At 75.6% G+C, this 13,971-nt stretch carries 11 protein-coding genes; all 11 read left to right on the top strand.

Annotated elements, in window-relative coordinates:
- Positions 1 to 10 precede the first annotated feature (10 nt).
- The 11 genes from rsmH to ABEA04_RS14740 all read left to right on the top strand — a co-directional run bounded on the left by rsmH (position 11) and on the right by ABEA04_RS14740 (position 13,946).
- A complete protein-coding gene (rsmH, locus tag ABEA04_RS14790; RefSeq protein WP_345459971.1) occupies positions 11 to 1,033 on the top strand; it encodes a 16S rRNA (cytosine(1402)-N(4))-methyltransferase RsmH in 1,023 nt (340 codons plus the stop codon).
- Positions 1,033 to 1,533 carry a cell division protein FtsL gene (gene ftsL / locus ABEA04_RS14785; RefSeq protein WP_345459968.1) on the top strand — a complete coding sequence of 167 codons (501 nt, stop codon included), beginning with the start codon at positions 1,033 to 1,035 and terminating at the stop codon, positions 1,531 to 1,533. Before rsmH ends, ftsL begins: the two co-directional genes overlap by 1 nt.
- An 8-nt stretch (positions 1,534 to 1,541) precedes the next feature.
- Positions 1,542 to 3,551, top strand: a complete 2,010-nt coding sequence (locus ABEA04_RS14780; protein WP_345459965.1) for a peptidoglycan D,D-transpeptidase FtsI family protein — start codon at positions 1,542 to 1,544, stop codon at positions 3,549 to 3,551.
- 17 nt (positions 3,552 to 3,568) lie between these two features.
- Positions 3,569 to 5,110: a UDP-N-acetylmuramoyl-L-alanyl-D-glutamate--2,6-diaminopimelate ligase gene (locus tag ABEA04_RS14775; RefSeq protein ID WP_486348278.1), complete on the top strand. Its 1,542-nt coding sequence runs from the start codon at positions 3,569 to 3,571 to the stop codon at positions 5,108 to 5,110.
- Entirely contained in the window at positions 5,107 to 6,477 is a 1,371-nt protein-coding gene (locus ABEA04_RS14770; RefSeq protein ID WP_345459962.1) for a UDP-N-acetylmuramoyl-tripeptide--D-alanyl-D-alanine ligase, read from the top strand. Before ABEA04_RS14775 ends, ABEA04_RS14770 begins: the two co-directional genes overlap by 4 nt.
- Entirely contained in the window at positions 6,474 to 7,601 is a 1,128-nt protein-coding gene (mraY, locus tag ABEA04_RS14765; RefSeq protein ID WP_345459959.1) for a phospho-N-acetylmuramoyl-pentapeptide-transferase, read from the top strand. The genes ABEA04_RS14770 and mraY overlap by 4 nt, the downstream gene beginning before the upstream one ends.
- Before the next feature lie 213 nt (positions 7,602 to 7,814).
- The gene (murD, locus tag ABEA04_RS14760; RefSeq protein ID WP_345459956.1) at positions 7,815 to 9,365 is read left to right on the top strand and encodes a UDP-N-acetylmuramoyl-L-alanine--D-glutamate ligase; all 1,551 of its coding nucleotides are present in this window, start codon (positions 7,815 to 7,817) and stop codon (positions 9,363 to 9,365) included.
- A 35-nt stretch (positions 9,366 to 9,400) separates the two neighbouring features.
- Positions 9,401 to 10,717, top strand: coding sequence for a putative lipid II flippase FtsW (ftsW, locus tag ABEA04_RS14755; RefSeq protein WP_345459953.1), 1,317 nt, complete (start codon positions 9,401 to 9,403; stop codon positions 10,715 to 10,717).
- A 23-nt stretch (positions 10,718 to 10,740) separates the two neighbouring features.
- Complete coding sequence (murG, locus tag ABEA04_RS14750) at positions 10,741 to 11,823, top strand: undecaprenyldiphospho-muramoylpentapeptide beta-N-acetylglucosaminyltransferase (protein ID WP_345459950.1); 1,083 nt, start codon at positions 10,741 to 10,743, stop codon at positions 11,821 to 11,823.
- A 7-nt stretch (positions 11,824 to 11,830) separates the two neighbouring features.
- Positions 11,831 to 13,186: a UDP-N-acetylmuramate--L-alanine ligase gene (gene murC, locus ABEA04_RS14745; RefSeq protein WP_345459946.1), complete on the top strand. Its 1,356-nt coding sequence runs from the start codon at positions 11,831 to 11,833 to the stop codon at positions 13,184 to 13,186.
- Entirely contained in the window at positions 13,179 to 13,946 is a 768-nt protein-coding gene (locus tag ABEA04_RS14740; RefSeq protein ID WP_345459943.1) for a cell division protein FtsQ/DivIB, read from the top strand. Before murC ends, ABEA04_RS14740 begins: the two co-directional genes overlap by 8 nt.
- Positions 13,947 to 13,971 lie beyond the last annotated feature (25 nt).

Raw genomic sequence — 13,971 nt, 5'->3', positions numbered from 1 at the left:
GGCCGCGACGGTGAGCACCCCCTCCCACGACCCGGTCCTCCTCGACCGGGTCGTGGCCCTCCTGACCCCGGCGCTGACCCGTGAGGGCGCCGTCCTCGTCGACGCCACCCTCGGCCTCGGGGGGCACACCGAGGCCGTGCTGAGGGCCTGCGAGCCCGCCCGCGTCGTCGGCATCGACCGCGACCCGCGCGCCCTCGAGCTCGCCGGCGAGCGCCTCGCCGGCTACGGCGACCGGTTCACCGGCGTCCACGCCGTCTACGACGAGCTGCCCGACGTGCTCGACCGGCTCGGCCTCGCCGAGGTCGACGCCGTCCTGTTCGACCTCGGCGTCTCCTCGATGCAGCTCGACCTGCCCGAGCGCGGGTTCGCCTACGCCAGCGACGCCCCGCTCGACATGCGCATGGACGGCGGCCCCGACGACCGGCGTCCGACCGCCGCCGACGTGCTCAACACCTACGACGCCGCCGGGCTGACCCGGGTGCTGCGCGAGTACGGCGAGGAGAAGTTCGCGCGCAAGATCGCCGCCGCCGTCGTCCGGCAGCGCGAGCAGCAGCCGTTCACCACCAGCGGCCCGCTCGTCGAGCTGCTCTACCGCGAGATCCCGGCACCGGCCCGCCGCACCGGCGGCCACCCCGCCAAGCGGACCTTCCAGGCGCTGCGCATGGAGGTCAACGACGAGCTGGCCGTGCTGCGCCGCGCGATCCCCGCGGCCATGGACGCCGTCGGGGTCGGCGGACGCGTGGTCGTGGAGTCCTACCACTCACTCGAGGACCGGCTCGTCAAGCGTGCCTTCGCCGACGCCACCACCAGCGACCTGCCGCCCGACCTGCCGTTCGTGCCCGAGGGCAGCGAGCCCGCCCTGCGGCTGGTGACCCGCGGCGCCGAGAAGGCCGGTCCCGACGAGGTCGCCGCCAACCCCCGTGCCGCCTCGGTGCGGCTGCGCGCCGTCGAACGGGTCACCCCACACCTGAGGGGCCCGACGCGCCCCACCCGCCGTCCCACCCGCAGCACCCGTGACGAAGGAGCAGCCTGATGAGCTCGAGCAGCCCGGCCCGCACCAGCAGCCCCCGTCGCACCCTGCCCCGGCTCTCGCCGCAGCTGGCCCGCGCCGGCGCGGCGGCCGGGCGCGCCCGACTCAGCGTCGTGCCGCGGCTGCGGCGCCGCGCCCACCGGGTGCCGTTCGTGACGCTGGTGAGCCTGGTGCTGCTCGGCGGCGTCGTCGGGCTGCTGCTGTTCAACACCTCGATGCAGCAGGCCTCCTTCGCTGCCGCCGACCTCGAGCGGCAGGCCGCCTCCCTCTCCGCGCGCGAGCAGGCCCTCGCGCTCGAGGTCGACGAGCTGCGCAACCCCGCACGCCTGGCCCGCCAGGCCTGCGCGATCGGCATGGTGGCCGGCCCGACGGCCGCCTTCATCGACCTCGCCACGGGCAAGGTGAGCGGCAAGCCCACGCCCGCGACCCGCACGCCCGCGGGCACGCTCGCCCGACCGGCGCCCGGCGCGGCTGCCCGTGACGTCGAGGGGTGCGCCCGATAGTGGACGACGTGACCAGGAGCCGCGGCCGGCGCCCGGCCGGGGACCGCCCCGTCCGCCCCGCCCGCCAGCCGGCCCGCGAGCCCGCCCGGCCGGCCCGGCGTCCGAGCAGGCCGGCGACGGCGAGCAAGACGACCAAGACCGCGAAGAGCGCCAAGCCCGCCAAGCCCGCCAAGGCCAAGGCCCCCGGACGTCGTCCCGCCCGGCCCGCCGCCGCCCGCCCGGCCGCGACCACCCGCCGTCCAGGACGGCTGCGCCGGCGTCCCCGGGGCAGCCTGCGCGGCTCCTCGACGTTCCGGCTGCGCGCCGGCTTCGTGCTCATCGCCATGGTGCTCTCGCTGTTCGGGGCCCGGCTGGTGCAGCTCCAGGGCATCGACCCGCAGCAGTACGCCGCCATGGCCGCCGCCGAGGGCGAGGTCAGCGTCGTGCTGCCCGCCGAGCGCGGCGACATCCTCGACCGCAACGGCCGCCCGCTCGCCGACTCGATCGACGGGCTGATGATCGCCGCCGACCCCTCGCTCACCTCGGGCAAGGCGCCGCAGCTGGCCACCTTCCTCACCCGCCGGCTCGGCGTCGACTACTTCGAGACGCTCGAGCACCTGCGCGCCCCCACCCGCTTCGAGTACATCGCCCGCGAGGTGCCGGCCGCCGAGGCCCGCGAGGTCGTCGACGACGCCGCCGAGAAGGGCTTCGTCGGCCTCGAGACCCGCGAGGACCCGGTGCGGGTCTACCCGGCCCGCACCATCGCGGCCAACCTCGTCGGCTTCCTCGGCACCCCGCACAAGGACGGCTCCGCCCGCCCGCTCGCCGGGTTCGAGGACTCCTTCAACACCTACCTGTCCGGCACCGACGGCGAGGCGCGCTACCAGGTGGGCTCGAACGGCAGCCGCATCCCGCTCGGCGACAACGTGATGGTGCCGGCCCGCGACGGCACCGACCTCACCACCACCATCGACTCCGACCTGCAGTGGTACGCCCAGCAGGTGCTCGCCGAGACCGTCAGGGCCGCGCGCGCCGACTCCGGCTTCGCCGTGGTGCTCGACAGCCGCACCGGCGAGGTGCTGGCCCTGCCCGACTACCCGACCTACGACGCCGCCGAGCCCGACCTCTCTCCCGAGAGCCTCTACAGCTCGCGCGCCCTCACCGACGTCTACGAGCCGGGCTCGGTGCAGAAGGTGCTCACCGTGGCCGGCCTCGTGGACGCCGGCCTGGTCACCGACCGCACCCGCTTCGAGGTGCCCGGCGTGCTGCTGCGCCAGGACCGCCCCATCCACGACTACTTCGAGCACGGCACCATCAAGCTCACGATGGCCGGCATCCTGGCCAAGTCGTCGAACATCGGCACCGTGATGGCCGCCGACGAGTACGCCCCCGGCCAGCTGCGCCGCTACCTCAAGGGCTTCGGCCTCGGCACCCGCACCGGCGTCGGCGTCCCCGGCGAGACCAACGGCATCCTGCCCGCCGGCGCCGACTGGACCAGCCAGACCGGCGACCGCATCGCCTTCGGCCAGTCGCTGTCGGTCAACGCCCTGCAGATGGCCGCCGCGGTCAACACCATCGCCAACGGCGGCGTGCGCGTCGACCCCAGCCTGGTGCGCGGCACCGCCACGCTCGACGACGGCACCGAGGTCGGCTCCGGCGCCGCCACCACGCGCCGCGTGGTGAGCGAGGACGCCGCCCGCCAGACCACGCTGATGATGGAGCGCGTCATCGACCCCGAGGCCGGCGTCGCGCCCGGCGCGGCCGTGCCCGGCTACCGCGTGGCCGGCAAGACCGGCACCGCGCAGCGGGTGGGGGAGGCCGGCACCTACGACGGCACCTTCACCGTCTCCTTCGCCGGCTTCGCGCCCGCCGACGACCCCCGGTTCACCGTCTACGTCGTGGTGCAGAACCCGCGCAACGGCGGCGGCGGCGGCTCGGTCGCCGGCCCGGCGTTCAGCAAGATCATGGGTCACGCGCTGCGCCGCTACGGCGTCCCGCCCACCGGCACGCAGCCCTCCCGGCTGCCCGTCGAGTGGTGATCGGCGAGACTCCTGCGGTGAGCGACACCCGACCGGCCCACCCGCCGGCCGTCCCGCTGACCACCGTGGCCGGCTGGCTCGACGCCGACCTGCGGCGACCGGACGGCCACCCCACCACCGACCCGCAGGTCACCGGCGTCAGCCTCTCGACCCAGCGGGTGCGGCCCGGCGACCTCTACGCCGCCCTGCCCGGCGCCCGCGCCCACGGCGCCGACTACGCCGACCAGGCCGCGCGGGCGGGCGCCGTCGCCGTGCTCACCGACCCCGACGGCGCCGAGCGTGCCGCGGCGGCCGGGCTGCCGGTCGTCGTCGCGCCCCGGCCCCGCGCCGTCCTGGGCGCCCTGGCCGCGCGCCTGTACGGCGAGCCCGCCGCCGCGCTGGCCACCATCGGCGTCACCGGCACCCAGGGCAAGACCACCGTGACCCGCCTCGCCGAGGCCGGCCTGCAGGGGTCGGGCACCACCGCGGCCGTCGTCGGCACCGTCGGCACCCGCATTGACGGCGTCGAGGTGCGCACCACGCTCACCACCCCCGAGGCCCCCGACCTGCACGCGCTGTTCGCCGTCATGCGCGAGCGCGGCGTGCAGGCCTGCGCCATGGAGGTCAGCAGCCACGCGCTGGTCATGGGCCGCGTCGACGGCGTGGTCTTCGACGTCGCGGTCTTCCTCAACCTCGGCCGCGACCACCTCGACTTCCACGCCGACGTCGAGGACTACTACCGCGCCAAGGCCTCCCTGTTCACCGCCGAGCGGGCCCGCCTCGCGCTGGTCGGCGTCGACGACGAGCACGGACGACGCCTGGCCGGCGAGACCCGCGAGGCCGGGCTGCCGCTGCGCACCTTCGCCCTCGACGACCCCGACGCCGACTGGCGCGCGGTCGACGTCGCGCTCGAGCGCGAGGGCTCGACCTTCACCGTCGAGGGCCCGGACGGCGTCCGCGTGCCCGCCGGGGTGCCGCTGCCCGGCCGCTTCAACGTCGCCAACGCGCTCGCCGCCGTGGCCGCGGCGGCCGAGGCCGGGTTCGACCCGGCCGCCGTCGCCGCCGCCATCGCCGCCTCGGGCGGCGTGCCCGGGCGCCTCGAGCGGGTCGAGGCCGGCCAGGACTTCCTCGTCGTCGTCGACTACGCCCACAAGCCCGACGCGGTGGAGGCGGCCCTCGCCGCGCTGCGTCCGCTGGTCGCGCCGGGGGGCCGGCTGCTCGTCGTCCTCGGCGCCGGCGGCGACCGCGACCCCGGCAAGCGGCCGATCATGGCCGGCCTCGCCGCCCGCCTGGCCGACGTGCTCGTCATCACCGACGACAACCCGCGCAGCGAGCCGCCCGCCGTCATCCGCGCCGCCATGCTCGAGGGCGTCGCGCCCGAGCACCGCGACCGCGTCGAGGAGGTCGGCGACCGTCGCGCCGCCATCGAGCGGGCGGTCGCGCTGGCACGGCCCGGCGACGTCGTCCTGGTCGCCGGCAAGGGCCACGAGACCGGCCAGGAGGTCGACGGCACCGTGCACGACTTCGACGACCGGGTGGTCGCCCGCGAGGCCCTCGCCCGGGCGGAGGCGGCGCGGTGATCGCCACCCGCCTCAGCGAGATCGCCCGCGTCGTGCGCGGCGAGCTGCACGGCGCGGACGTCGAGGTGCGCGACCCCGCCTACATCGACAGCCGCAGCCCCGAGCCCGCCGGCCTGTTCGTGGCCGTCGCCGGCGAGCACGTCGACGGCCACGACTACGCCGCCGGCGCCCACGCCGTCCTCGGCTCGCGGCCCACCGAGGCGCCCACCGTCGTCGTCGCGGACCCCGTGGCCGCGCTCGGCCGCCTCGCCGAGGTCACGGCCGGCCGCCTCGACGCGCCGGTGCTCGCGCTCACCGGCTCGCAGGGCAAGACCGGCACCAAGGACCTCCTCGCGCACCTCCTCGGCGCCGCCGACGGACGCTGCGTGGCCACCCGCGGCAACCTGAACAACGAGATCGGCGTCCCTCTCACCGTGCTGCGCGCCACCGAGTCCACCGAGCGCCTGGTCGTCGAGATGGGCGCCCGGGGCGTCGGCCACATCGCCTACCTCTGCCAGATCGCGCCGCCCACCGTGGCGGCCGTGCTCAACGTGGGCAGCGCCCACATCGGCGAGTTCGGCGGCGTCGAGGCCATCGCGGCCGCCAAGGGCGAGATCGTCGAGGCGCTGCCGGCGTCCGGCACCGCCGTCCTCAACGCCGACGACCACCGCGTGGCCGCCATGGCCACCCGCACCGCCGCCCGGGTGCTGACCTTCGGCGCGGACGGCGGCCGGGGGGCCGACGTCGCCTGGCGCGACGTCGTGCTCGACGCGCTCGGCCGGCCGGTGTTCGAGCTCGGCCACGACGGCGCCTGGCTGCCCGTCACCCTCCGCCAGACCGGCGCCCACCAGGTCGCCAACGCCGCCGCGGCCGCCGCGATGGCGCTGGCCGCCGGGCTCGACCTCGCCGAGGTGGCCGCGGGCCTGACCACCGCCGAGGCGGCCTCGCCGTGGCGCATGCAGCTCACCGAGCGCGCCGACGGCCTGCTCGTGCTCAACGACGCCTACAACGCCAACCCGGGCTCCATGCGCGCGGCCCTCGACGCCCTGCGCGCCCTCGGCCGCGAGCGGCCGGGCCGCACCGTCGCCGTCCTCGGTGAGATGAAGGAGCTCGGCGACGAGCACGACGCCGCCCACCGCGAGGTCGGCGAGGCCGCCGCCGGGGTCGACGTGGTGCTGGTCGTCGGCGACGGGGCCACCGGCATCGCCGACGGCGCCCGCGCGGCCGGGGTGCCCGACGTCCGACTCGCGGCGGGGCGTGACGACGCCTCGGCCTGGGTGGTGGAGAATGCTGCGCCGGGCGACGTCGTCCTCGTCAAGGCGTCGCGAGCCGCGGCCCTGGAACGGGTCGCCGACCGGGTGCTGGAAGGAGGAGACGCGAGCACATGAGAGCGATCCTCCTCGGCGGCGGCTTCGCGCTGCTGATCTCGCTCCTCGGCACCCGCGTCGCCATCAAGCAGTTCACCCGGCTCGGCTACGGCCAGGAGATCCGCGACGACGGCCCCACCACGCACCACACCAAGCGGGGGACGCCGACCATGGGCGGCGTCGTCATCATCGCCGCGAGCGTCATCGGCTACTTCCTGGCCAAGGTCATCACCCTGACCGCGCCGTCGGCGTCCGCGTGGCTGCTGCTCTACCTCTTCGTCGGCCTCGGCGCCGTCGGCTTCCTCGACGACTTCATCAAGATCTCCAAGCAGCGCAGCCTCGGCCTGCGCAGCAAGGCCAAGATGATCGGGCAGACGATCATCGCGGTCTCCTTCGCCGCGCTCGCGCTCTCGGGCTTCCTCGAGCGCAACGGCGAGTCGCCGGCCAGCGAGAAGATCTCGTTCCTGCGCGACATCGACTGGCTGCGGCTGCCGCTGCTGCTCGCGATCGTGCTGATCGTCGTCATCGTCACCGGCACCAGCAACGCGGTGAACCTCGCCGACGGGCTCGACGGCCTCGCCACCGGCGCCTGCGTGATGGTCTTCGGCGCCTACACGCTGGTGAACATCTGGCAGAACTCCCAGCTGTGCTCGCGCGTCGACGACCCGGCCTCGGGCGTCTCCGGCGCCACCTGCTACACCGCCCGCGACCCGCTCGACCTCGCGATCATCGCCGCCGCCATCACCGGCGCCTGCTTCGGCTTCCTGTGGTGGAACGCCTCCCCGGCCGCCATCTTCATGGGCGACACCGGCTCCCTCGCCCTCGGCGGCGCGCTCGCCGGCTTCGCCGTCCTCACCCGCACCGAGCTGCTCCTGCTCGTGCTCGGCGGCCTGTTCGTGGTCATCACGCTCTCGGTGATGCTGCAGGTCGGGGTCTTCAAGGCCAGCCGTGCCAGCGGGCTGTTCAGACGCGTCTTCCGCGTGCAGGCCGGCCACCGCGTCTTCCGGATCGCCCCCCTGCACCACCACTTCGAGATGCTCGGCTGGGACCAGGTCACCGTCGTCGTCCGGTTCTGGATCATCACCGGCCTCTTCGTGGCGACGGGGCTCGGGATCTTCTACGCCGAATGGGTGGCGAGGCTGTGAGATTGGCTCGCTCCGCGCTCTACTCATGGCTCGCTCCGCACCGGCGCGCCCATGCAGGCGCCTTCCTCCGTGCGCGCGGGGCGCTCGCTCCTTCGTCGCTGCGCACCCCGTGCTCCTCCGTGCAGGCGCCTGCGCGCGCCGGCGCTCCCGCTCGCGGCGGTCGCCCTGGATGGGGCTCGAGTTCTCGTGGCGTTCGACTTTCGGGGGTGCTGGATGACGCGGCCTGATGTTTCTTCACTCGACCGGCAGGCGTCGTGGGACGGCGTGCGGGTGGCGGTGCTGGGGTTCGGGGTGTCGGGGTTCGCGGCCGCCGACAACCTGACCCACCTGGGGGCGAGCGTCACGGCGCTGGCCGACCAGGCCACCGCGGCGCAGCTGGAGAAGGCCGAGCTGCTCGAGATCCTCGGGGCGCGCGTCGACATCCACCCCGGCGCCACGCAGGCGCTCCCGACCGTCGCCGGGGGCGATGTCGACCTGGTCGTCACCTCGCCCGGGTTCCGGCCCGACGCGCCGCTGCTGCGGCAGGCGCAGGCGCGCGGCGTCCCCGTGTGGGGCGAGGTCGAGCTGGCCTGGCGGCTGCGAGGCCCAGGCCCCACCGGCGACCCCGCGCCGTGGCTGGCCGTCACCGGCACCAACGGCAAGACCACGACGGTGCAGATGCTCGACGCCATCCTGCGGGCCGAGGGGCTGCGCAGCGTCGCGGCCGGCAACGTCGGGCTGCCGATCGTCGAGGCCGTCATGGACCCCGCCCCCTACGACGTCTTCGCCGTCGAGCTGTCCAGCTTCCAGCTGCACTACACGCACTCGATGAGCGCGCAGGCCGCCGCCGTCCTCAACGTCGCCGAGGACCACCTCGACTGGTACGGCGGCTGGCCCGACGGCCCCGACCCGGTTAATCCGATGGCGGTCTACGCCGCCGACAAGGGCCGCGTCTACTCCCAGGCCCAACGCGCCTGCGTCTACAACGTCGCCGACCCCGTCACCGAGCAGCTGGTGCGCGACGCCGAGGTCGTCGAGGGCGCCCGCGCCGTCGGGTTCACCCTCGGCATGCCGTCGGTCGGCATGCTCGGCGTCGTCGAGGACCTCCTCGTCGACCGCGCCTTCATCGAGGAGCGCGCCACCAGCGCGGCCGAGCTCTGCTCGCTCGCCGACCTGCTGCCGGACGACGGCCCGGGGCTCGACGTCGCCCCGCCGGCCCCGCACGTGGTGGCCAACGCGCTCGCCGCCGCCGCCCTCGCGCGGGCCCACGGCGTCAGCCAGGCCGCGGTCGGCCAAGGACTGCGCGGGTTCCGCATGGACGGCCACCGCATGGCCGTCGTCGCCGCCCACGGCGGCGTCACCTGGATCGACGACTCCAAGGCCACCAACCCCCACGCCGCCCAGTCGTCCCTGCAGGCCTACGAGCCCGTGGTGTGGGTCGCCGGCGGGCTCGCGAAGGGCGCCACGTTCGACGAGCTGGTGCGATCGGTGGCCTCCCGCCTGCGCGGCGCCGTCCTGCTCGGACGCGACCGCGACCTCGTCGCCGCCGCCCTTTCGCGACACGCACCCGATGTGCCGGTGATCGTCGTCGACGCCGACGACACTGGCGGGGTAGACGGCGGGCCGGCCCTGATGCGGCGGGTCGTCGCGGCGGCCGCCGACCTGGCCGTCCCCGGCGACACGGTGCTCCTGGCACCCGCCTGCGCCTCGCAGGACCAGTTCACCGACTACAAGGCGCGCGGCGACGCCTTCGCGGCGGCCGTGCGAGAGCACACCCAGACCTAGACGAGCGTCGGCCGCACCCGAGGAGGGAGACCACGGTGACCACCGCGACTCCCGAGCGCACACCGCGGCTGCCCTCGCTGCGCGGGGTGCGCGACCTGCCGGGCCGCGTGTGGCGCAGCCGTCCGCGCGCGACGAGCGTGCGCCGGGTCGCCGAGCGGCGTCCGCGGCCCACCACGTGGTTCGCGGCCCTGCGCGACGCCCTCGACCGGCCGCTCACCACCTACTACCTGCTGCTGGGCTCGGCCGCCCTGCTGCTGACCCTCGGCCTGGTCATGGTGCTCAGCGCCTCGAGCGTCTTCTCCTTCAAGGCCACCGGCGACTCCTACACGATCGTGCGCCGCCAGCTCACCTGGGCGGTGGTCGGCGTGCCCTGCGCCTTCGTCGCCAGCCGCGTCTCGCACCGCTGGGTGCGGCGCCTGGCCTACCCGGCGTTCTCGATCTCGCTGGCGCTGCTGCTGGCCACCGCGTTCATGGGTGTCGAGCGCAACGGCAACACCAACTGGCTGCCGCTGGGCCCGCTGCTCATCCAGCCGTCGGAGATCGCCAAGCTCTCGCTCGTGGTGTGGGCCGCCCACATCTACGCCAACAAGGAGCGCCGGCTCGGCAGCCTGCACCAGATCATGGTGCCGGTCGTGCCCGGCATGCTGCTCGCCACCGGCCTGGTGATCTTCGGCCGCGACCTCGGCACCGCGCTGGTGCTGTTCGCCATCCTCATCGGCATGCTCTGGGTGGTCGGCGCGCCCGCCCGGCTGTTCGTGATGTCGACCATGATGATCGCCGTCGGCGCGCTCACCATGGCCGCCACCGACGCCGAGCGGCTCGAGCGCATCACCACCTTCGTCGACCCGTTCCAGGACTTCCACGGCACCGGCTGGCAGCCCGCCCACGGCCTCTACGCGATGTCGTCCGGCGGCGTCTTCGGCCAGGGCATCGGCGCCAGCCAGCAGAAGTGGGGCGCGCTGCCCGAGGCGCACACCGACTTCATCTTCGCCGTCATCGGCGAAGAGCTCGGCCTGATCGGCACACTGCTGGTCGTCGGGCTCTTCCTCACCCTCGCCTTCGCCGCGCTGCGGGTCGCCCGCCACACCGCCGACCCGTTCGTGCGCTACGCCTCGTTCGGCATCGTGGTCTGGCTGGTCGGCCAGATGGTGATCAACGTCGGCATGGTGCTCGCGCTGCTGCCGGTCATCGGCATCCCGCTGCCGCTGGTCTCCTACGGCGGCTCCAGCCTGCTGCCCACCCTGGCCGCCCTCGGCCTGCTCGTCGGCTTCGCACGCCGCGAGCCCGCCGCCGCCCGCGCCCTCGCCCAGCGGCGCAAGCAGCGGTCGGCGGGGCTGTCGGCGAGCCGCTGAGCGATCGGTACGTTCGGACCCCGATGAAGATCCTGCTCGCCGGCGGAGGCACCGCCGGCCACACCTCGCCCCTGCTCGCCACCGCCGACGCGCTGCGCCGCCGCGACCCGGACGCCGAGATCACCTGCCTCGGCACGCCGCGCGGCCTCGAGACCCGCGTCGTCCCCGAGGCCGGCTACCCGCTCGAGCTGGTGACGCCGGTGCCGCTGCCGCGTCGTCCCGGCGCCGACCTGCTGCGCGTGCCCGGCCGGCTGCGCGGCGCGGTCAAGGAGGCCGGCGCCGTGCTCGACCGGGTGCGCCCCGACGTCGTCGTCGGCTACGGCGGCTACGTCTCGGTGCCGGCCTACCTCGCGGCCCGCCGTCGCAAGGTGCCGGTCGTCGTCCACGAGCAGAACGCGCTGCCCGGCATCGCGAACAAGCTCGGCGCGCGCATCGCCGCCCGGGTCGCGGTCAGCTTCCCCGACACCGAGCTGCGCGGCGCCGAGTACGTCGGCCTGCCCATCCGCCGCATGATCTCGACCCTCGACCGCGCCGCCGTGCGCGACGAGGCGCGCGCGTTCTTCGGCCTGGACGCCGAGCGCCCCACCGTGCTCGTCACGGGCGGCTCGCAGGGCGCCCGCCGGCTCAACGAGGCCGTTGCCGGCGCCGCCCGCGCGTTCGCCGCGGCCGGCGTCCAGGTGCTGCACGTGGTCGGGCCGAACGGTGCCGCCGAGCCGGAGCGCACCGACGTCCCCTACGTCGTGCTCGACTTCGTCGACCGCATGGACCTCGCCCTCGCCGCGGCCGACCTCACCATCTGCCGGGCCGGCGCCAGCAGCGTCACCGAGGCCGCCGCCACCGGTCTGCCCGCCGTCTTCGTGCCGCTGCCGCACGGCAACGGTGAGCAGCGCCGCAACGCCGAGCCGGTCGTCGAGGCCGGGGGAGCGGTGCTCGTCGACGACGCCGAGGTCACGCCCGCCTGGGTCGGCGAGCACGTCGTGCCGCTCGCCGCCGACCCCGCACGGCTCGCCACCATGGGCGCGGCCGCGGCCGACCTCATCCCGCGCGACGCCGACGACAAGCTGGCCGCCATCGTGGCCGAGACGGCGGCCGGGCGGGCCCGGTGATCTCGTCGTGAGGGTGCCCGTGCCCGACGTCCTGCTGCCCGCCGAGCGGCTCGGCCGGGTGCACTTCGTCGGCATCGGAGGCGCGGGCCTGTCGGGCATCGCGCGCATCATGCTGGCCCGGGGCGTCGCCGTCAGCGGCAGCGACGGCACCGACTCGCCGACCCTCGACGCGCTGCGCGCCCTCGGCGCCCGCGTGCACGTGGGCCACGACGCCGCCCACGTGGCCGACGCCGACACCCTCGTGGTCTCGACCGCCATCCACGACGACAACCCCGAGTACGTCGAGGCCACCCGCCGCGGCCTGCGGGTGCTGCCGCGCTCGGCCGCGCTCGCCGCCGTCATGGCCGGACGCCGCGTGGTCGCCGTCGCCGGCACCCACGGCAAGACCACGACCACCTCGTTGCTCACCGTCGCGCTGCAGGCCGCCGGCGCCGACCCCGCCTACGCCATCGGCGGCGAGCTCGCCGCCACCGGCGTCAACGCCGCCGACGGCAGCGGTGAGCCGGGCGGGCTGTTCGTCGCCGAGGCCGACGAGAGCGACGGCGCCTTCCTGGTCTACGAGCCCGAGGTGGCCGTCGTGGTCAACGTCGAGGCCGACCACCTCGACCAGTGGGGCACCGAGGAGGCCTACCGCGACGCGTTCGACCGCTTCGCCGACCGGCTGCCGCCCGACGGCGTGCTGGTCTGCTGCGTCGACGACCCCGGCGCGGCCGCGCTGGCCGCGCGCCAGCAGCGGGCCGGACGACGCGTGGTGACGGTCTCGACCCGCGAGCCCGGACCCCTCGACGGCGTCACCCTCTGGGCGCCCGGCGACCACTACCGCGCCGACGCCCTCGCCGCCCTCGCCGCGGGCGAGGTGCTCGGCCGCGACCGCGCCGACCTGCTGCGCGGCATCACCGCCTACACCGGCACCCGCCGCCGCATGGAGCCCAAGGGCGAGGCGGGCGGCGTCCGCGTCTACGACAGCTACGCCCACCACCCCACCGAGATCGCCGGCGACCTGCAGTCGGCGCGGGTGCTCGCCGGCGACGGACGCCTCGTCGTGGCCTTCCAGCCGCACCTCGTCTCGCGCACCCGGCTCTTCGGCGCCGCCATGGGCGAGGCGCTCGGCGCGGCCGACGAGGTCGTCGTCCTCGACCTCTACCTCGCGCGCGAGGAGCCCGACCCCGCCGTCACCGCCGACCTCGTCGCCGGCGCCGTGCCGCTGCCCGTCGAGCGGGTCGCCACCACCTCGCTGGACGACGCCCCCGCCGAGCTGGCCCGCCGCGCCCGGCCCGGCGACCTCGTCCTCACCCTCGGCGCCGGCACGGTCACCCAGGTGGGGCCCCGGCTCCTCGCGCTGCTCGGCGGAGCCGGTGGCTAGCCTCCGCCGCCCCGGCTGGCTGCGCCGCCGCGGTGCCGGTGCCGACGACGAGCGCAGCCGGCGCCGCTTCGCGCGCCGGCAGTGGGCGCGCCGCTGGGTCACGCTGCGGTGGGCGATCGTCGCCCTCGTGCTGGTGCTGCTCGTCGGGGGCGCCGTCTACACCGTCTACTTCTCCACCGCGCTCGACGTCGAGGGCGCCGAGGTCGTCGGGGCCCGAACGGTCAGCACCGAGCAGGTGCTCGACGTCGCCGACGTGCCCACCGGTGGCCCGCTCGCCACCGTCGACCTCGACGCCATCAAGCGCCGCGTGGGCTCGCTGGCCGTCGTCCGCGCCGTCGAGGTGACGCGGCAGTGGCCGCACGAGGTGCGCATCGAGATCCAGGAGCGCGAGCCCGTGGCGGTCGTCGACCGCGGCACCGAGTTCCGCGCGGTCGACGCCGAGGGCGTGGTCTTCAACTCCTACCGGCGCGCACCGCGCGACCTGCCCCGCATCGAGACCGACGACCCCGCCAGCACCGAGGAGCTGCAGGAGGCCGCGTCCGTGGTGGCCAGCCTGCCCACCGAGGTCGTCGGCCTGGTCGACCACCTCGAGCTGCGCGGCGTCGACCAGATCGACCTCTCCCTGCGCGACGGCCGGCTGGTGCGGTGGGGGAGCGCGGAGGGCTCGGCGTCCAAGGCAGAGGTGATCGTCGTGCTGCTGCGCGAGAAGGGCCGCGTCTACGACGTCAGCGTCCCCGGCGCCCCCACCGTCTCCGGCTGACCGCCCCCCCCCGCCCCGGGCCGCT

The organism is Nocardioides marinquilinus (assembly GCF_039543705.1).
Taxonomy (GTDB): domain Bacteria; phylum Actinomycetota; class Actinomycetes; order Propionibacteriales; family Nocardioidaceae; genus Nocardioides; species Nocardioides marinquilinus.
Note: the sequence above shows the minus strand (reverse complement) of the source record. Positions and strands in the feature narration are given on the sequence as shown.

Bases quoted from the DNA above. Each gene is read 5' to 3' on its own strand.
- mraY (WP_345459959.1), top strand. From the start codon at position 6,474: ATGAGAGCGATCCTCCTCGGCGGCGGCTTCGCGCTGCTGATCTCGCTC.
- murG (WP_345459950.1), top strand. From the start codon at position 10,741: ATGAAGATCCTGCTCGCCGGCGGAGGCACCGCCGGCCACACCTCGCCC.
- ftsL (WP_345459968.1), top strand. From the start codon at position 1,033: ATGAGCTCGAGCAGCCCGGCCCGCACCAGCAGCCCCCGTCGCACCCTG.
- murD (WP_345459956.1), top strand. From the start codon at position 7,815: ATGACGCGGCCTGATGTTTCTTCACTCGACCGGCAGGCGTCGTGGGAC.